17 protein-coding genes and 1 pseudogene are annotated in these 18,758 nt (G+C 49.8%); 11 read left to right on the top strand and 7 right to left on the bottom strand.

Going from position 1 to position 18,758, the window contains the following annotated elements; translation table 11 throughout:
* Entirely contained in the window at window positions 1-1,125 is a 1,125-nt protein-coding gene (coxB, locus tag BFC18_RS06335) for a cytochrome c oxidase subunit II (protein WP_070124604.1), read from the bottom strand.
* 393 nt (window positions 1,126-1,518) lie between these two features.
* On the opposite strand from coxB, the gene BFC18_RS06330 reads away from it, so the two are divergent.
* Both BFC18_RS06330 and BFC18_RS06325 read left to right on the top strand, forming a co-directional pair.
* The gene (locus BFC18_RS06330) at window positions 1,519-2,094 is read left to right on the top strand and encodes a YceI family protein (RefSeq protein WP_070124477.1); all 576 of its coding nucleotides are present in this window, start codon (window positions 1,519-1,521) and stop codon (window positions 2,092-2,094) included.
* Between the two features lie 123 nt (window positions 2,095-2,217).
* The gene (locus tag BFC18_RS06325) at window positions 2,218-3,360 is read left to right on the top strand and encodes a serine hydrolase domain-containing protein (protein WP_070124475.1); all 1,143 of its coding nucleotides are present in this window, start codon (window positions 2,218-2,220) and stop codon (window positions 3,358-3,360) included.
* Between the two features lie 123 nt (window positions 3,361-3,483).
* On the opposite strand, the gene lexA is transcribed toward BFC18_RS06325, so the two are convergent.
* From lexA to BFC18_RS22105, 3 genes and pseudogenes are all read right to left on the bottom strand, one after another.
* Window positions 3,484-4,110, bottom strand: a complete 627-nt coding sequence (lexA, locus tag BFC18_RS06320) for a transcriptional repressor LexA (RefSeq protein ID WP_070124473.1) — start codon at window positions 4,108-4,110, stop codon at window positions 3,484-3,486.
* Window positions 4,111-4,208: 98 nt separating this feature from the next.
* Window positions 4,209-4,559 carry an MFS transporter gene (locus BFC18_RS22110; RefSeq protein ID WP_425388357.1) on the bottom strand — a complete coding sequence of 117 codons (351 nt, stop codon included), beginning with the start codon at window positions 4,557-4,559 and terminating at the stop codon, window positions 4,209-4,211.
* A gap of 39 nt (window positions 4,560-4,598) precedes the next feature.
* Window positions 4,599-4,821, bottom strand: a pseudogene (locus BFC18_RS22105) (hypothetical protein); the annotation flags it as partial.
* A gap of 4 nt (window positions 4,822-4,825) precedes the next feature.
* Here BFC18_RS22105 and BFC18_RS06310 point away from each other — a divergent pair.
* The 3 genes from BFC18_RS06310 to BFC18_RS06300 are packed head-to-tail and all read left to right on the top strand — an operon-like array spanning window position 4,826 to window position 7,737.
* Window positions 4,826-5,170, top strand: coding sequence for a hypothetical protein (locus BFC18_RS06310; RefSeq protein WP_070124470.1), 345 nt, complete (start codon window positions 4,826-4,828; stop codon window positions 5,168-5,170).
* An 11-nt stretch (window positions 5,171-5,181) separates the two neighbouring features.
* Window positions 5,182-5,472 carry a sulfatase-like hydrolase/transferase gene (locus BFC18_RS06305; RefSeq protein WP_070124468.1) on the top strand — a complete coding sequence of 97 codons (291 nt, stop codon included), beginning with the start codon at window positions 5,182-5,184 and terminating at the stop codon, window positions 5,470-5,472.
* 15 nt (window positions 5,473-5,487) lie between these two features.
* Window positions 5,488-7,737: a tetratricopeptide repeat protein gene (locus tag BFC18_RS06300; protein WP_070124466.1), complete on the top strand. Its 2,250-nt coding sequence runs from the start codon at window positions 5,488-5,490 to the stop codon at window positions 7,735-7,737.
* Here BFC18_RS06300 and BFC18_RS06295 read toward each other — a convergent pair.
* A complete protein-coding gene (locus tag BFC18_RS06295) occupies window positions 7,724-8,509 on the bottom strand; it encodes a hypothetical protein (protein ID WP_070124465.1) in 786 nt (261 codons plus the stop codon). The two genes, BFC18_RS06300 and BFC18_RS06295, sit on opposite strands and share 14 nt — an antisense overlap.
* A gap of 118 nt (window positions 8,510-8,627) precedes the next feature.
* On the opposite strand from BFC18_RS06295, the gene BFC18_RS06290 reads away from it, so the two are divergent.
* The 6 genes from BFC18_RS06290 (at window position 8,628) to BFC18_RS06265 (ending at window position 15,318) form a co-directional block, all read left to right on the top strand.
* Window positions 8,628-9,101: a DUF2177 family protein gene (locus BFC18_RS06290; protein WP_245680350.1), complete on the top strand. Its 474-nt coding sequence runs from the start codon at window positions 8,628-8,630 to the stop codon at window positions 9,099-9,101.
* A gap of 102 nt (window positions 9,102-9,203) precedes the next feature.
* Complete coding sequence (plsB, locus tag BFC18_RS06285; protein ID WP_070124462.1) at window positions 9,204-11,657, top strand: glycerol-3-phosphate 1-O-acyltransferase PlsB; 2,454 nt, start codon at window positions 9,204-9,206, stop codon at window positions 11,655-11,657.
* Between the two features lie 31 nt (window positions 11,658-11,688).
* The gene (locus BFC18_RS06280; RefSeq protein ID WP_070124460.1) at window positions 11,689-12,672 is read left to right on the top strand and encodes a Kelch repeat-containing protein; all 984 of its coding nucleotides are present in this window, start codon (window positions 11,689-11,691) and stop codon (window positions 12,670-12,672) included.
* Window positions 12,673-13,527 (top strand): glucosamine kinase nucleotide-binding domain-containing protein, encoded by an 855-nt coding sequence (locus BFC18_RS06275; RefSeq protein WP_070124458.1) that lies wholly within the window; start codon window positions 12,673-12,675, stop codon window positions 13,525-13,527.
* 27 nt (window positions 13,528-13,554) lie between these two features.
* Entirely contained in the window at window positions 13,555-14,511 is a 957-nt protein-coding gene (locus BFC18_RS06270; protein ID WP_070124457.1) for a glycosylasparaginase, read from the top strand.
* A 60-nt stretch (window positions 14,512-14,571) separates the two neighbouring features.
* Window positions 14,572-15,318 (top strand): copper homeostasis protein CutC, encoded by a 747-nt coding sequence (locus BFC18_RS06265; protein ID WP_070124455.1) that lies wholly within the window; start codon window positions 14,572-14,574, stop codon window positions 15,316-15,318.
* A 51-nt stretch (window positions 15,319-15,369) separates the two neighbouring features.
* On the opposite strand, the gene ilvA is transcribed toward BFC18_RS06265, so the two are convergent.
* Window positions 15,370-16,899, bottom strand: coding sequence for a threonine ammonia-lyase, biosynthetic (gene ilvA, locus BFC18_RS06260; protein ID WP_070124453.1), 1,530 nt, complete (start codon window positions 16,897-16,899; stop codon window positions 15,370-15,372).
* The gene (gene ilvD, locus BFC18_RS06255; RefSeq protein WP_070124452.1) at window positions 16,896-18,746 is read right to left on the bottom strand and encodes a dihydroxy-acid dehydratase; all 1,851 of its coding nucleotides are present in this window, start codon (window positions 18,744-18,746) and stop codon (window positions 16,896-16,898) included. Before ilvD ends, ilvA begins: the two co-directional genes overlap by 4 nt.
* Between the last annotated feature and the right edge of the window lie 12 nt (window positions 18,747-18,758).

The raw sequence follows: 18,758 nt of genomic DNA, 5'->3' as shown, positions 1-18,758 counted from the left end.
CTAGTTACCGTTTGCCACAGCATTCACGTCTTTCGGTTGGATCACATCGCCAGTATTGTTGCCCCAGGCATTACGCTCATAGGTAACCACGGCTGCCACTTCCTTCAGCGATAGCATCTTGCCAAAGGCTTGCATGGCTGTGCCGCTCTTACCGTTAAGCACAATATCGATGTGAGCCTGCTTATCATTCAGTACCATTGGGCTGCCTTTCAGCGCAGGGAATACGCCCGGTAATCCCTGACCCGTAGGCATATGACAGGCAGCGCAGGTAGAGTTGTATACTTTCTCACCCACTGCCATCAGCTCTTCCTTGCTCATGCTCATTGCAAGCAAACGGGCCTCTTCCTCTTTGGCCTGCTTAACAATGGCCTCCTGTTCCGTCATCCAGGTTTTGTATTCATCCGGGGTTTTAGCAATAACGACAACCGGCATAAAGCCGTGGTCTTTACCGCACAACTCGGCGCACTGACCGCGATAAATGCCGGGTTCATTCACCTTTGTCCAAGCCTCGTTGATAAAGCCCGGATTAGCATCTTTCTTCACTGCGAAGTCCGGCACCCACCAGGAATGGATCACGTCGTCGGAAGTAATAAGAAAACGGACTTTCTGATTGGTGGGGATAACCAGCGGACGGTCAACTTCCAGTAAGTAGTTCTCGCCTTTGTTGAACTTGTTCTCAATTTGTTCACGCTGTGTAGCCATTACTGAATAAAAAGAAACGTCTGAGTCCATGTATTGGTAGTGCCATTTCCACTGCGAACCGGTGACTAATACTGTCATATCCGGCTTGCTGGTATCTTCCATGGCAATCAGGGTTTGGGCTGCCGGTACTGCCATAAAAATCAGGATCAAAAACGGGATCACCGTCCACGCGATTTCGACTTTCACGTTTTCATGGAAGTGCGCTGGCTTGGCGCCTTTAGATTTCCGGTGTTTGAGAATGGAGTAGAACATGGCTCCGAACACCACTACGGCGATGGCGACACATATCGAAAACATCAGCATGTGCAGGTCGTAAACCTGGCCACTGATATCCGTCACTCCTTGACGCAGATTTAGTTCGCCTGCGCGTTCTGACGTAGAATGAGTTTGAGCTAGTGCGCTGGTCGCGGTGACGACGCTCATTGCCCCCCAAACCATCAATGCGTTACTTACGAGTTTTTTCACTCAACACCTCCGTGATGGAGAATCTTGTGTAATACCCTGCTCACAGGATTCTGTCGTAAAGTTGCTCCGACTTGTTAATTATTATCTTATTTTGTTATTTTTCTGTTAACTACGGTATAAGAATTAAACAGTTTTTGCTCAATGTCTAGACTTTAGGTGAAAAATAAATGGCGGGTTTCATGGAAATGGTGAAATGAGGAGATGGTCATTATGGCAAGGTTTGCATTCATTCTGATTATTAGAATGTTTTGTTCAGATCTTAAATACATCTAATTTCTCAGGAAGCCGTATCATTAATCATCTGACAACATTCATTGTTTTGACACCCCAAGTTTAAAAAGGAAATTGGTAATGACTAAATTGATCCCAGCGGTACTGCTTTCAGGTTTGTTCAGCGTAAGTGCATTGGCAGCACCTGTGTCTTATAAAATCGACCCGACTCACACCAATGTGATTGCGTCGTGGAGCCACTTCGGTTTTTCTAACCCTACGGCAGCAATTAACGGTGCTGAAGGTACCATTGTTTATGACAAAGAGAGCCCAGAAGACAGCAAAGTGGACGTGTCTGTATCTATTGCGTCTATGGATACCTTTGTTGCGAAACTGACCGAAGAATTCATGGAAGAAAGCTGGTTCAACGAAGCTAAATTCCCTAAAGCAACATTCAAGAGCACTGACGTTGAAGTAACGGGTGACAAAACGATGGAAGTCACCGGCGATCTGACCATCAAAGGTGTCACGAAAGAAGTGACGCTAGACGTAACACTGAATGGCGCAGGCGTGCACCCAATGACACAGAAACAAGCTGTAGGCTTTGATGCAAAAACAACGATTAAGCGCTCTGATTTCGGTATCGACACGTATGTACCGAATGTGAGTGACGAAGTTACCCTGCGCATCACAGCTGAAGCACAAGCGGCTAAGTAATAGCGCAATTATCGATTACTGCATCACCGTCCAGATGCACAGCCCGCGAAAGCGGGCTTTTTATTTGCCAGACGAAAAACATCCTGTAGGGTAAAGGTTTAACCTCCAGACAGGATTGTCCTCTTGCTTCACAAATCACTTCTTTTTTCAGCGCTCTCCGTTGCGCTCTGTTTTAACGCGTTTGCCAAACCACTCCCGGAAAACGTCATCTCCGCTATGTTCAAAGAAGCGGTTAATCATGACACTGTGCCAGGGATAACCATGGCATTGGGTAATGAAAAAGGCATTATGATGGCCGAGGGGTTTGGCTATGCCGATGTAGAAAATCACGTCGCCATGACACCGCACCACAAGGTTCGCATCGGCAGTGTATCGAAACTCATCGCAACGGCAGCGATGATGCGGCTGTATGACGAAGGTAAAATTGATTTAGAAGCGCCTGTTACCGATTATGTGGCTGCGTGGCTAGAGGATAAGCCGGTTATTACGCTGCGTCAGTTAGCCTCCCACACAGCGGGCATTCGCCATTACAAAGAAGGCGCCAATGAATTTCTGCTAAATGAAACATTCCCTGATATAAACAGCGCCCTCGCCATGTTTAAGGATGATCCGCTGGAATTCTCACCAGGTACCGATTTCAGCTATTCCACTTTCGCCTGGACGTTAGTCAGTGCTGCAATGGAAGGCGCTGATGGCAACCGGGATTTTCGTCAGATTATCGAACAGGAAGTGTTTGCGCCTTTAGCGCTGAAAGAAACTGTGTTTGATGATCAGTTCACGATTATCGAAAACCGCGCCCGGCCTTATACAACCGAAGAAGGCATTTTGATTAACGCCCCGCAAACCGACCACAGTTACAAGTGGGCGGGTGGCGGCTTTATTGCCTCGCCATCCGATATTGTGCGCTTTGCAGTGGCTCACGTAGCCAGTGATTATTTGGCGTCAGAAACAACGAAATCCATGTTTACCCGGGCAACGTTAAATAACGGGGATGAAGTGGGCTACGGCATTGGCTGGAAAGTTGGCTTTGGCGACTATCGAGAGCGGGAAGCGTATAAAGACAACGTGGAAGCACTTAAGTTAATGGACGACATTCCCACCGCGGTGATGCATTCAGGCGGCAGCATGGGTGGTATCACTATGACCATTCTGTGTCGTGACCACAACACAGCAGTGACTGTGGTGAAGAATGTGAGTGGCGAAAAAAATGCTGATGTTTTTATGCTGGCACTAAAAACACTGCACTATGCTCACACCAGTTACTAAGTCAGGGCAAATCCTTCACTAGCACTTAGTGAAGGGCACCATATTGATAAAAGAAAAAAAGGCGATCCTCACTTCAGTGCATCGCCTTTCTTATTTTATTGAATCTATTTTGGAGCCCGGCGCCTACATCCAGTCGGCGTTTCTAATCACGCCAACGGCTAAACCTTCAATATTGAAAGGCTCTGAGGCTAAATCGACCTTAATCGTGTTGAATTCGTCGTTTTCAGCATGGAGCCATACTTCCCGGCCACGCTTTTCAAGACGTTTCACTGTTACATCTTCATCAACCCGTGCTACCACAACCTGCCCATTGTGAACATCTGTGGTACGGTGCACTGCGAGAAGATCGCCATCTAAAATACCGATATCTTTCATACTCATGCCGTTAACGCGCAGCAGAAAATCCGCTCGGGGGTGGAACAAGTCAGGATCAACTTTGTAATGCATTTCCACATGTTCCTGGGCCAAAATTGGCTCACCGGCAGCAACCCGCCCAATTAACGGCAAACCGGCATCTTCCTCGTTTTCAGCTTCCAGAGGAATATTCAGTTTAATACCTCGAGAGGTCCCCGCCAGGATTTCGATTACCCCTTTTCGTGCCAGTGCTTTTAAGTGCTCTTCCGCAGCATTGGCCGATTTAAAACCCAGTTGCTTGGCGATTTCGGCACGCGTTGGGGGCATACCGGTTTCCAGCATGGTGGTTTTAATGAGTTCGAGAACTTCCGTTTGTCTTGGGGTAAGTGGACGCATAAACAGCCCTGTTTTTCTATACAGTTCCTGTGAGTATATACAGTTATGCAAGATTGACAAGTGATCAACGTTGATTGATTGCGGTTTTTTCCTCGGCTTTATTCTGCATTTCCTGCCGTCTGCAACGCAGACCATTCCAGTACCCCCGCTATCACCGCGAATGACAGTCCATCACTCACCCGTATCACCATGTGGAAAGCGCCAAACGTTAGCGTAGGATTCACCACACCCGTTTCCCGCAAGCCATATTCGATAGTGTCGGGTAGCGCCGACCATAGCAACACCATAAGTCCCCCGGCAAATATGCCACACGAGAAAAAAGCCTGACACAGAAAAGGTAGCGACCGGGGCTTCCAGCAACGCGATAACTTTGCCCGCAAAGGCAGCAAAAACCAAAATGGCAGAGGCGTTAAAGAAGATGCGGGCAGATGACAACTTAGTGCGCTCACGGCTATCGCTAGTTAGCGTACCAAGCAAGGCATTGTGGGGGATATCCATCAACGCATAGCCAATTCTGAACACGATCGCAGCCACCAGATAGAATAAAAACAGCGTGTCTTGCGCCAATTCGACGGGATAAAACAGCAGAGCAAAAGACAACACGGTAATGGGGGCGCTTAAGGCAATAACTTTCTGATAGCGCAGCCGATAGGTATCGAGCAAGACTGACAGCGAGATATCCAGAATACCGGACACAATCAGTGAAACCATTAAAATGAGGCCTGCAGCCGAAGACCCTAAAGAAATGCACAACCTGATCCGCGATCCACAGTATGCAAAAGAGCTACTGCCACTGCGTCAGGCACTGTATGCATCGCTGAATCCGGCCGATGGCAGCAAGCCGTCTGTGCCCTTCAACGCCCGTCTGGCAGAAGGCATGAATCTGCGTAAGAAGGACGGTCTGAAAGCCGCGCCGTTCCCGAACTGGTGGCTGGTAGAACCGAATCGTAAAGGCATGTACATGGGCCTGTTCCCGGATACCCCGATGAAGCTGGAAATGCAGCGCAAAGGTGAAATGTACTTCCCGTGGATGGAAGCAAACGGCAGTTCAGGTCACTAAGGAGGTGGGTAATGCGAATGTTTCGTTGGATGCTTTTCACTGTTGTTACTGGTTTTTCCCTGACCGCTTGGGGAAAGCAGCCTAACATCTTGCTCATTGTTGCCGAAGACCTGAGCCCCCGCGTCGGTGCTTTCGGTGATGCAGTGGCTGATACGCCCACTATTGATGCCCTTACTGAGCAAGGCATTCGCTTTACCAACGTTTATGCCGCTATCAAACTGCGTGAAGACCACACGGCGAGCATTAAACCAGTTGAAAACCAGTTGGATAAGTGTCAAAAAGGCTCGCGACTTTGTAAGTAAACCGGATCCTGACTTTTGTATTTACTGATTAAGGGCTGTCTGACAGCCCTGCTTTTTTTGCTCGTGATGCGCACTGCCGCCCATGCCGACGAAGGCTATGTGGGGGCTAGCGTGTGCGCCGGTTGTCATGCAGAGCAGACTGCTGACTGGCAACAATCTGATCACTATCACAGCATGCTGCCTGCGAATGAAAAGTCGGTACTCGGCGACTTTGATGAAGCCAGCTTCACGGCCGGTAAACGCACCTCACGCTTTTTCATCCGCGATGGTAAGTACCTGGTCGAAACCTTAGGGAGCAATGGCAAACCGCAAACCTTTGAAGTGGCTTACACTTTTGGCTACAACCCTCTGCAGCAATATCTCTTGCGTACCGATGGCGGCAGATTGCAGGCCTTCGACGTAGCCTGGGACAGCAGGCCGCTGGGCGAAGGTGGACAGCGCTGGTATCAGTTACAAGACAACAGCGTAACCGATCCGGAACATCCATTCTTCTGGACTGGCTACTATCAAAATTGGAACAGTCGCTGCGCCTCTTGCCACTCCACCAACCTGGAGAAGCATTACGATCCAGTCAGCAATGCTTTCAATACCACGTATTCCGACGTCAACGTGGCATGTGAAAGCTGTCATGGCCCTGGCCTGGAGCACGTAGAGCTGGCTAAAACCAGTAAGCTTTCAGCAGACAAGACCGGCTTGAAATCTTTAGGGAACGCCATTGCGTTTCATTTTTCCGGCAATGATCCTATTGCCCGCCCGCAGTCCTCTCCCGCTTCACCTCTGGCACTGGCTACCGACACGTGTGGCGGATGTCACAGCCGCCGGGCTGAACTGGGAGAACCCGATTTAACCCAACCGTTTCATCAGCAATTTCAACTCGATGGTGTAAACGAGCCACTGTACTTCAGCGACGGACAAATTCGTGATGAGGTGTTCGTACTGGGCTCATTCCTGCAAAGCAAAATGGCGCAGGCCGGGGTTACCTGTACCAATTGTCATGATCCACACTCAGGTAAAACAAAGCTTCCCGGCGAACAGATATGTGCCACCTGCCACCGAGCGGATGTGTTTGCCGCACCAGAGCATACCAATGGACATACAGATGCAAACTGCCTCGACTGCCATATGCCTGCCCGCACCTATATGGGCGTGGACAACCGCCGAGATCACCGTTTTCATCGCCCGTCAGCACTGAACGCAAACAGTATGAGTCCTTGCCAGAGTTGTCATGAAGACAAATCTGAAAGCTGGCTCAAAGACGCCATCATGCACTGGCCAAAGCGGGAAGGTGCATCTGCCGACACATTTGGGCAATGGGCGGCATTCAATCAGGCGATGTTAACCTGGAATGCCGACGCGATCGCAGATTCAAGCCGCTTCCTTGCAGATGGAACGGTAAATCTGCCGGATCTGCTGGCTGTTGCACTCACTGAAAAATTGGTGACACAGTCACCCGCAGAGGCAGCTGAATTGATTTGGCGTGATACTCAGTCAGATTCAGCCATTCGTCGTCGTGGCGCCGCCCGTGCAGCGCGCGCTTTACCGCCACAACAGCAAGCTAAAATAGCCAAGCACCTCATGAATGACGAGGCTGCCTCCGTTCGTAGTGAAGTTGCGGCGGCGCTGTTAAACGCACCGGTAGACCATATTTTACCGGAAACGACCATCGCGCCATTATTTGACGAATACGCAAAATGGTTGCAACAATCGGCAGACCATCCCGGCTCAAATGTAGGACTCGCTCAACTTGCCCGACGTCGAAATGACATTGTGGCTGCGAAGCAATTTTATGAGCGTGCACTGACCATCGACCCGGCTTTCTTGTCAGCACGCATGGCATTTGCCGATTTTCTCAAGGAAATGGGGAATGCTCGGGGAGAGAAACGCGAGTTGAAAGCCGCACTTGCCACTGCGCCAGATTCAGGTGCCGTGCAATTTGCCTACGGACTCATGCTAGTGCGTGAAAAGCAATACGACGAAGCCGCAGTGCACCTTGAGCTGGCCTATCAGGCCGATGATGCGATTCCCCGATTTGCGTTTGTGTATGGGGTGTCACTCTGGCAATTACAGCGTCAGAATGAAGCTGTTGAGGTATTGGCAAATGCCGCAGCGCGCTGGCCTGCCGATTATGATTTACTGTCTACCTGGGCAAAATACGCTTATATGAGTAAGAATACTGCCATGCTGAAAAAGGCTGCCGTCGCGCTGGGTAAGGCTTACCCCAATGACAGCCTTTATCAGCAGCTAAAGCCGCTTATTCAGCCTTAGGCGCTTCAATATGATGGGCCGTTACACCAGCGGGATATAGCAAGTTTCGACGGAACGTGGTGGTTACCTTCACGTCTTCGAATCCGGCGCTGGCTAACACCTGCTTCAATTCCCGATTTGAATAACAGCGCATGCTCGACACAATGCCATCCCACAGCAGCATCAGCGGCACAATGGGAATGAGGTAAGTAAATATGGCCGTTACTAACAACAGGCGACGTTCGGTAATAAACGGCAGCATGATCATCGCCACTAGCGGCCCCAGCAGCATAGACACATAAGCCATAAATGAATTATCGCAGTACTCCAACACCAGCACATCGTCGCCGTGAGGGAGATTCAGTTTAAAAATCTGACTCACTTGTTCGTGGTCGAAATGGTGAAAGGAATTAATAAATATTTTCGGGCAGCGAAAATCCGGATTGTCTTTAAGCACATCAATGGGTTGCTCAAGATAATGAATGCGATCATCGCCTAAGCTATTAATGCGTTTGCGGAATTCCGGGTTTTTGTCGATCATGAAGTCAGAAAGATTAAAACGGATGTCCTTTTTGCCCATCTCGCGGATCAGAAGTTCGTTAACGAAACCACTTCCAGCGCACGGATCGAGCACGGTACCACCGGCTTTATCAATAAAAGCATTCAGTTCTGGCAGCCACATTTTGTGATAGCCAAATACCTTGTACAGTGCGCCCATGAAGCGGCGCAGAAACGCGTGATAAAATTCTGGCACCCAGAACAAGTCACCAAATTCGAATAATTTTATTTTCATTGTATCCCCGCGCCTGTCCTATTGTTGTCGGGTTAACGGTCAGACTGACTATCAACGCCACAGGGTAGATATTGTAAGTATGGCTCATTAATGTGAAAGTTCCTGCTTAGTCTTCACAGTGAACTTTTCATCCGGCTTTGCCGTTTATCATTTTATGAACTATTCCATTAAAGCCCTTATTGGTGCCTACATCGCCGTGCTCATTGCTTTCGCTTGCCTCGATGGTGTGTGGCTGGGCGTTATTGCTATGCCTCTTTATCAGTCGGCCTTCGACACGCTATTGCGCGAACAGTTCATCACGTGGCCATGGCTTGCATTCTATCTACTTTATTGCGCCGCTGTGGTGTATTTAACAATACGTCCTTATGCTGCACAAAACCTGTTATCACAATCACTTGCTGGCTTTGCACTCGGGGCAGCGGCTTATGGCACCTATAATCTGACCTGCTACTCCATTATTGACGACTGGCCACTCACCATGACCTTCGTCGACTGGATTTGGGGCACCACAGCAACGGGCATCATCGCCACGTGTGGAGGCTGGATGGCGAGGAAAATTCAGCATAAAATCAGCGCGCCAGAGGTGACGTAGCGTAAAAGAATCCCTATGATGGAATTCCCATCTGATGTCATCTGGTTTGCAGTGAAGTTGTGGTAGACTGCGCCCGTTTTCTTAATACAGGATCCCAATTTCATGTCGTGGATGCGCAGAACGCTTTTATCGGTGTTTCATTATCCCGTTAAACTGTTGGTCAAAGACCACAACATTCCGGCCAATGTCGAGTCTGAACTCGGTATTGATAGATCCAAGCCAATCATTTATTTATTGCCAACAAATTCGGTTACCGATCAGTTGGCGTTAAAAATGTCTACGCAACGGTTAGGCTTACCCAGCCCTACCGAACAAATTGAGCTTGCAGGGAAATCGTATCCGGGTAGCGTGTTTCTGCGCAAAACCGAACCGCTTATTGGCCGCAGTAGCCACACAGATGTAGAAACTATCTTCTCCAACTTGTTCCATTTGCACCGCGATCACGACGATGTTGATGTGCAGGTTGTGCCAGTATTTGTGTCCTGGGGCCGTGCGCCAGGCAAAGGCAAACCGGGCTTAGGCGACCTCATCGCACACCACGCTTCACCCAGTTGGCTGCGTAAATTCTTTATCGTGATATTTTTAGGCCGCGATAACTTTATCAATTTCAGCAAAGCAGTATCTGCACGTGAAATGTCAGAACAGCACGGTACCGACGATTCTATCGCTCACAAACTTGTTCGGGTAGCAAGTACTCACTTTCATCGAAAGCGCCAGTCTATGACGGGTCCAACGCTATTGGAGCGACAGGAACTGTACAACGCCATTCTTGGCTCAGAGTCTGTGAAGCGGGCCATGGGCGAAGAAAAAGGCGGCAAAAAAGCAAAGAAGAAGAAAGATCCGCGGATTACGGCGAAAGAATATGTCGACGAGATTGCCGCCGACTACCGGGAAGGCTTGATCCGCTTTGGCGATCGTATTCTCACCCGCATCTGGAACAAAATTTACAACGGTATCAGTGTTGGTCACAGTGAGCGTATTCGCGAACTGGCAGCCAATGGTCATGAAATTATTTACGTGCCTTGTCACCGCAGCCATATGGATTACATGCTGCTTACCTATGTGATTTATCACGAAGGCATGGTGACACCCCATATCGCTGCGGGTATTAATCTGAACTTCTGGCCCGCCGGACCAATTTTTCGTCGAAGCGGTGCGTTCTTCCTGCGTCGAAGTTTCGCCGGAAACAAACTATACACTGCCGTTTTCCGTGAATACCTGGAGTTGCTGTTTAACAAAGGCTATTCGGTAAAATACTACCCGGAGGGCGGGCGTAGCCGTACAGGCCGTTTGATCCCACCTAAAACGGGCATGCTCGCCATGACCATGCAGGCCATTCTGAAAGGTGTTCAGCGCCCGGTAAGCATCGTGCCTGTGTATATTGGCTATGAAAACGTGATGGAAGTGAAAAGCTACCTGAGCGAATTGAAAGGCAGTAGCAAGAAGAAAGAATCTAACCTGCAGGTTTTTTCTGCTATCCGCAAGCTTAAAAACTACGGCCATGGCTATGTAAATTTTGGCGAGCCCATTCACCTGAATCAGTTCCTTGAACAAGGCGTACCTGACTGGCGTCAAACATTGCCTGCGGATCCCGAGAAAAAGCCGGGCTGGCTCACCCCGCTGGTTAATGATTTAGCCCATGAAGTCATGCTGCGCATTAATAGCAATGCAGCAATCAATGGTATGGCATTGATTTCATTGTGCCTGTTATCTTCCAAGACGCGTACTATGTCTGAAAAAGAACTGGTTCGTGCCATGGATAGCTATCTGTCGCTGCTGCGTAGCGCCCCCTTTAGCGACGATGCCACCATTCCAGATATTAGTGCCCGTAAGATGCTGGAAGAAACGTTGGCACTCAAGCGGTTTGATATCAGTCAGGACGGCTTCGGTACGATGATCGCGCCGCAGGAAGACTCTGCAGTCTTTCTCACGTATTACCGCAACAACATACTGCATTTATTTGCCCTGCCCGGCATTATCATGTCCTCGGTTTTTGCCCGCCCAGGCATACATCGTCATGAAATTCTGCGCTTAATGGCGGCACTGTATCCGCTACTTCAGCGAGAGCTTTTCATCTATATGACACAGGATGAAGCGCTGGCATACACCGATAAGTTAATCACTGCGTTTATCGAACAAGGTATGGTTATCGAGATGGAGCAAGGGCTGCTGCATCCACCTACTTCTTCCGATCGCGCGTTCCATCCAGCCTGGTTGCTAAGTCGTTGCATGCAGGAAACTTTCCAGCGTTATGCTGTGGTACTGACGATCATCGAGCGCGAACGGGTAATTAGTCGCAATAGTCTGGAACGTTGTAGCAGGCAGGTTGCAGAGCGTCTGTCGACGCTTTACGGTATGAATTCGCCTGAGTTTTACGATAAGAACGTGCTTTCTTCTTTCATTTCCGCGTTGCGGGAAAACCATTGGCTCGACTCCTCTGAAGATGGAAGTTTGAAATACTCAGAAGAAAGTGACGCGCTTAGACAGGACGTATTGACACTGGTGTGGCCGGAAATCACCCAGCATCTACAAAGCGTCGAAATTCAAAACCAATAATTATAATAAACGACAGAAAAACAGGAACGTTATGTACGTCAGGACAATCCGATTACTTACCTTGCTGGTAGGCTTAGTGTTAATTGCTGCCTGTTCATCAATTCCAGACATTAGCAAATTTCAAAAGGGGAATACCTTTAAGCTGGAAACGCCGCGATTGGGGGCCAAATCCGCCACCGATGATAAACGGATATTCGTTTTCGGTGGCAGCTACAAGGCAGGGTTTCTGGGTGATGTTGAAATTATTGATCCCACCACTAAAAATATCCAAGTACTGAAAAATCATATTATTCCTCGCCGCTATTTTTCTGCCGTTTATGATGGTAGTGAAAACGTCTATCTCATTGGTGGCATTGCGCAAGATGGCAAAAAAGTGCGCTACGAAAGCAAGGTCGAGATTTTTAATACCGTTACCCGCAAGGTCGTCGAAGCAGCCCCGCTACCTTACCCAACGCGGATGAATTCAGCAGTCTATCTGAACAAGAAAATATATGTTCTGGGTGGCTCACACCTTGACTGGGATACCCGTAAACACAAAACCACTGCAATAATGGCGATTTTCGACACCCAAACGGGCGTTTGGTCACTGGGGCCACCCATGCCTACCGAAAAGGAAACCGCCACAGTAACGTATGATGGAAAAATTTACGCCATTGGTGGTTATGCAAGCGGTGAGTCGCAAGATGTTTTTGAACAATTCGACCCTGCTACGGGTAAATGGCAGTCGATGCCGCCGCTACCCGAAAAGATCAGTGCACATAGCGCTACCGTTTGGCGTGATTACCTGATCGTTTTCGGTAACTATGACGATTTGAACGCAGTATGGACCTACGATTTCAAAGCCAAGCAGTGGCATAATAGTAAACTTGAAATTACCGGCGTGCGACACAGTAGCGCAGTCACCTTTAACGACTCAGTCTATCTGATCGGTGGAACCCAAGGCACATCAGGCCCGGTCCTGGATGCCATTCAAGTGTTTGATGCTAAGCAACTGCGTAAAGCAGTGGGGAAATAAGTGTTTATAGGCATTGATGGCGGTGGCACATCTTGCAAGGCAATATTGCAAAATGAAAATGGGCATACAATAAGCCAAGGAATAGGTGGTCCAGCGAATCCGGTTAATGGCGTAAGCCAGTCTCAGAATTCAATCCTTGAAGCATGCTTTCAGGCGCTGGATAACGCCGGTCTCAGCAGAGAATGCGTGGGCGAAATTACTGTTGGCGCAGGCCTCGCCGGCCTGCATCTTGGTGCTATGCAGCAAGTTATGATGAATTGGGCCCACCCATTTAAATCTCTGGCACTCACCACCGACCTTCATGCCGCAGTGCTTGGCGCACATCTTGGCCACGATGGTGGCGTACTCATACTCGGAACCGGGTTTAGTGCCCTTGCCGTTTGTGGTCAGCAGCGACTCGCTATTGGTGGCATGGGATTTCCGATTAATGCAAATGGCAGTGGTTCGTGGCTTGGACTAGAAGCAGTAAAAGCTGTGCTTCTGGCAGAAGATCAGTTAGCGCCCCAAACAATACTTCAGTACCTGCTACTTGCGGGTGAAAACAAAACCGTACTTGCACAACATACCGTGAACGCTAACGCCACCACGTTTGGCCAGTACGCACCAGCCGTATTCGAGGCAGCCTCGCAAAACGACGAAGTTGCACAAAACCTGTTACGCCAGGCAACCCAGTTTGCAGAATCCGTGATCGAAAAGCTCACTGACTTTGGCGCTCCCAGAGTAACGTTAATTGGCAGCGTTGCTAACGCATTGTTGCCACTTATGTCGGCTGAAACCCAATCAACAATACACGCGGCAAAGGCCTCTCCACAGGAAGGCGCAATTATGTTTGCGAGGCAAGCCGCTCAACAATAATAAATACCAAAACAACAAGGAAAGACAATGACTTCACGACGCCGCTTTCTACAGCTTTCAACATTAACAGGGGCGGTAGGCCTGGCAACCAGTGCTTTCGCAAAAAAGCCGCCGGTTCAAAGAAAACCCATTGTAATTTCCACATGGGAGCATGGCATCCCCGCCAATGCGGCTGCCTGGCAAGTACTCGCAGAGGGTGGTCGTGCGATTGACGCCGTTGAACAAGGCGTAAGAGTGCCGGAAGCGGATCCGGAAGTCAGAACGGTTGGTTTTGGGGGTTATCCTGATCGTGATGGCAACGTGACGCTCGATGCCTGCATCATGGATGAAAACATGAATTGTGGCGCTGTGGCTTTCCTGCAAAACATCAAACACCCTATTTCTGTCGCACGTCTGGTGATGGATAAAACGCCTCACGTGATGCTGGTGGGTGAAGGCGCAAAGAAATTCGCCCTGGAGCAGGGATTTGTTGAAGAAAACCTGCTTACCGACGCATCAAAAGCAGACTGGCAACAGTGGTTAAAAACCCAAGAAATTAAACAGATCAACATCGAAAATCATGACACCATCGGCATGCTTGCACTGGACAATCAGGGCAATCTTTCTGGTGCTTGTACCACGTCTGGTGCGGCTTACAAAATGCAGGGGCGAGTAGGCGACTCTCCGATAATTGGTTCTGGACTTTATGTCGACAACGAAGTGGGTGCAGCAACCGCAACCGGCATGGGCGAACTGGTCATTAAAACCGTAGGTTGTCACCTTGTGGTTGAACTCATGCGTCAGGGCGCATCACCGGCTGAAGCCTGTGAGGAAGCCGTTCAGCGCATCGCGCGCAAGTTAGGCGATTTCAAAGCTTTTCAGGTTGGCTTCCTTGCGCTGAATAAAAATGGCGAATACGGTGCTCACTGCATTCAGCCAGGGTTTAACTATGCGGTGCAAGACAAGTCAGGCACACAGTTAATCGATGGCAAAAGTTTGCTTTAAGGACAAGCCTGTTGCAGCAATCTATTTGCCATCATCAAAACGTGAATTGAAGGTATCACAATGACAGAAATTGAACTGTGCGCCGACGCCGATTCACCTTTCCTGGTAGCAAACCTAAAGCTTGCCACTGCACTTGGCGTTCATCGCGTTGAGCTTTGCGCTGATATGGACCGTCAGGGGTTAACGCCGTCGTTGGCAACGATTAACGCTGCCAGAGATGCCTTTCCCCATGGCGAACTGTTGGTGATGGTTCGCCCTCATGACCGGGGATTCAGTTACACCGCTGAGGAACTGGCTGAAATGGTATCGGCCATTTCAATGGCAGCAGGCTGTGGTGCCGATGGAGTGGTATTTGGTGTGCTTGATAATACTGGCGCAGTGGATATGCAGGCGAATCGTACACTTATTGATGCCGCTCGTTCGCTGAACCTGAAAACCACATTCCATCGCGCTTTCGACGCCACTTCCTTTCCTTCAGAAGCGCTGTCGCAGGTGCTTACACTTGGTATTGATAGAGTGCTGTCGTCAGGGACAGACTGGGATTCAGGCAAAGGGGCCGTGGACGGTATCGAACGACTCCAACATTTTTTACAACACGCTGAAAATCAGGTTGAGCTGGTAATAGGTGGCGGTGTCACACCGAACAATGCACCAACATTAATAAATGCATTAACGGCAAAAATGCAGGAGAGCCAGATTGGCCGTAAGGCGCCCTTTTCCTTACATTGCTTTTCTTCGCTGCTGTCGAATGGGCAACTGGATGCTGAAAAGGTGTCTTGTTTGATGCAGGGCTGTCGAACCGTATAAATCGAGCAGTATAAACAATTGAGCCTGCCGACCGGCAGGCTCTGAATAGCGCTAAGACAAGAAAAACTTGTAAGCGGGATCTTCCGTTACTTCTTTAAACTCGTAGTCGAGCTGGTCCACATGGGCATCGAACTCGGCACGGCTTTCAGGTGGGATTTCAAACCCGGCCAGTACCAATCCTTCCGCCGCACCGTGATTACGATAGTGGAACAGGGTGATGTTCCAGCGCTCGCCCAGGGTCGCCAGGAATTTCAGCAGCGCACCAGGGTGCTCCGGAAATTCAAAGGTGAAAACCGCTTCGTTCAGCAGTGTAGGCGGACGCCCACCTACCATATGACGCACGTGCAGCTTCGCCAGCTCGTTACCGCTCATGTCGAAACAGTCGTAGCCCTGCGCCGTCAGTGACGTATTCAGATCCGCAAACTCTTTCATACCGCCTTTGAGGTTCACGCCCACAAAGATATGCGCGTCTTTCTCATTAGCGAAACGGTAGTTGAATTCGGTAATTGCCTTGCCGCCCAAGGTTTCGCAAAACTGCTTGAACGCGCCGCGACGCTCAGGGATTTTCACCGCAAACACCGCTTCTTTCTGCTCACCCAGCTCACAACGCTCAGACACATAACGCAGTGTATGGAAATTGATGTTCGCACCGCACAGAATGCCGCCCAGCTTCTTGCCTCGAATATCGTGCTCGGCCACATACTTCTTAATGGCCGCGATGGACATGGCGCCGGCAGGCTCTGCAATCACGCGGGTGTCATCGAAGATATCTTTGATGGCCGCACAGATTTCATCGTTACTCACGGTGATCACGCCATCAAGCAGCCGCTCACACAAACGGAAGGTTTCCGTGCCCATGGTTTTCACCGCCACACCGTCAGCAAAAATGCCAACCGACGGCAGGGTAACGATTTCACCGGCTTCCATGGCTGCTTTAAAGCAGGCAGATTCTTCTGACTCCACGCCAATGATTTTGATATCCGGTTTCAATTGCTTAAGATATACCGCGATTCCGGCCGCCAGACCGCCGCCACCGATAGCCACAAACAGGATATCCAGATTCGGATTTTGCTCCAGCAATTCACGGGCAACCGTACCCTGACCCGCAATCACATCCGGATCGTCAAACGGCGGAATAAACGTGTAGCCGTGGGTTTTCGCCAGTTCTTGGGCATGCTTGCTGGCAGAATCGAAGTTGGTACCATGCAACACGATATTGGCGTAGTTGCCACCGAAACGACGCACCGCATCCACTTTAATATCCGGTGTGGTTTCAGGCATCACGATAGTGGCATGAACACCTTTTTTCTTCGCGCCATAAGCCAAACCCTGCGCATGGTTACCGGCTGAGGCCGCAATAACCCCCGCACTCAATTGTTCCTGGCTCAGTGCGCTAAGGCGCGTATATGCACCGCGCAACTTGAATGACTTCACCGGCTGCTGATCTTCACGCTTCAGGTAAACCTCGTTACCAATCAGCTGAGACAGACGAGACATGGCCGACAACTCACTGTTGACGGCAACTTCATAAACCGGCGCGAGTAAAACCTTCTTCAGGTATTCGTGGTCGGTAACACTCATATATCTTCCAATTTAGACGCATCACGCACCGCGCCTTTGTCAGCACTGGTTGCCAGCATCGCAAAGTTTTTCAGGGACAGAGACACTTTGCGCTCACGATTTTTCGGTTTCCACGGCTTGTCGCTGGCTTCCATTGCTGCACGACGGTGAGCCATCTCTTCGTCAGAAATTGCAATATTGATAGTACGATTAGGAATGTCGATCTCAATCTTATCGCCGTCTTCCACCAGACCAATGCCGCCGCCGCTGGCCGCTTCAGGCGAGCAGTGACCAATAGACAGACCGCTGGTACCACCGGAGAAACGACCGTCGGTGATAAGCGCACAGGCTTTACCCAAACCTTTGGATTTCAGATAAGACGTTGGATACAGCATTTCCTGCATACCCGGGCCGCCTTTCGGGCCTTCGTAACGAATGATAACCACGTCGCCGGCTTTTACTTCGTCACCCAGAATGCCTGCCACCGCATCGTCCTGGCTTTCGTAAATTTTCGCAGAACCGGTAAATTTGAGGATAGATTCGTCTACGCCTGCGGTTTTAACGATACAGCCATCAACCGCCAGGTTTCCGTACAGTACTGCCAGACCACCGTCTTTACTGTAAGCGTGCTCTAAATCGCGAATACAACCTTCGCTACGGTCAGCATCGGCTTCATCCCAACGACAATCCTGACTGAATGCCTGGGTAGTGCGGATACCCGCAGGGCCTGCACGGAAGAAAGTATCTGCGTCTTTGTTTTCAGGATTAGTAATGTCCCAGTCGCTGATCACGTCTGGCAGTGTTTTGCCCAGAACGTGATGTACATCTTGGTTCAGCAGACCGGCTTTGTTCAGTTCGCCGAGAATACCGAGTACGCCACCGGCACGGTGAACGTCTTCCATGTGATATTTTGGTGTGGACGGTGCCACTTTACACAGGTGCGGTACCTTGCGTGACAATCGGTCAATATCAGCCATGGTGAAAGGCACTTCACCTTCCATCGCTGCCGCCAGTAGGTGCAGAATGGTATTGGTAGAACCACCCATGGCGATATCCAGACTCATGGCATTTTCAAACGCTTTGAACGAGGCAATGTTGCGTGGCAAGGCAGTTTCGTCATCATTTTTGTAATAACGCTCACACAGCTCAACCACCAGTTTACCCGCTTGTTTGAACAGCTTTTCACGGTCGGCGTGGGTGGCCAGCATAGAACCGTTACCCGGCAGAGACAGACCCAGCGCTTCAGTCAGGCAGTTCATTGAGTTAGCGGTAAACATACCCGAGCACGAACCACAGGTCGGGCAGGCAGAACGTTCAATATTGTCTGTATCTTCGTCGCTTACGCGGTCATCTGCAGCAGCAACCATGGCATCAACCAAATCGAGCTTGATCAGCTGATCAGACAGTTTGGTTTTACCCGCTTCCATCGGACCACCGGAAACAAACACCACTGGAATGTTCAGGCGCATGGAAGCCATCAACATTCCCGGCGTGATTTTGTCGCAGTTAGAGATACATACGATGGCGTCAGCACAATGGGCGTTTACCATGTATTCCACGGAATCAGCGATGATTTCTCGTGAAGGCAGGCTGTACAACATACCGCTGTGGCCCATTGCGATACCATCATCTACCGCAATGGTGTTGAATTCTTTCGCGACACCGCCCGCTTCTTCGACGCTGCGCGCCACAAGCTGACCGAGATCTTTTAAGTGCACGTGACCCGGCACGAACTGCGTGAAGGAGTTGGCAATCGCAATAATCGGCTTGCCGAAATCGGTATCTTTCATACCAGTTGCACGCCACAGCGCGCGTGCGCCGGCCATATTTCTTCCCTGGGTGGAGGTTGCAGAACGTAACTTGGGCATAATGCTTTCCCG

The organism is Alteromonas confluentis (assembly GCF_001757105.1).
GTDB classification, from domain to species: domain Bacteria; phylum Pseudomonadota; class Gammaproteobacteria; order Enterobacterales; family Alteromonadaceae; genus Alteromonas; species Alteromonas confluentis.
This window is presented reverse-complemented; position numbering and strand designations above follow the sequence as displayed.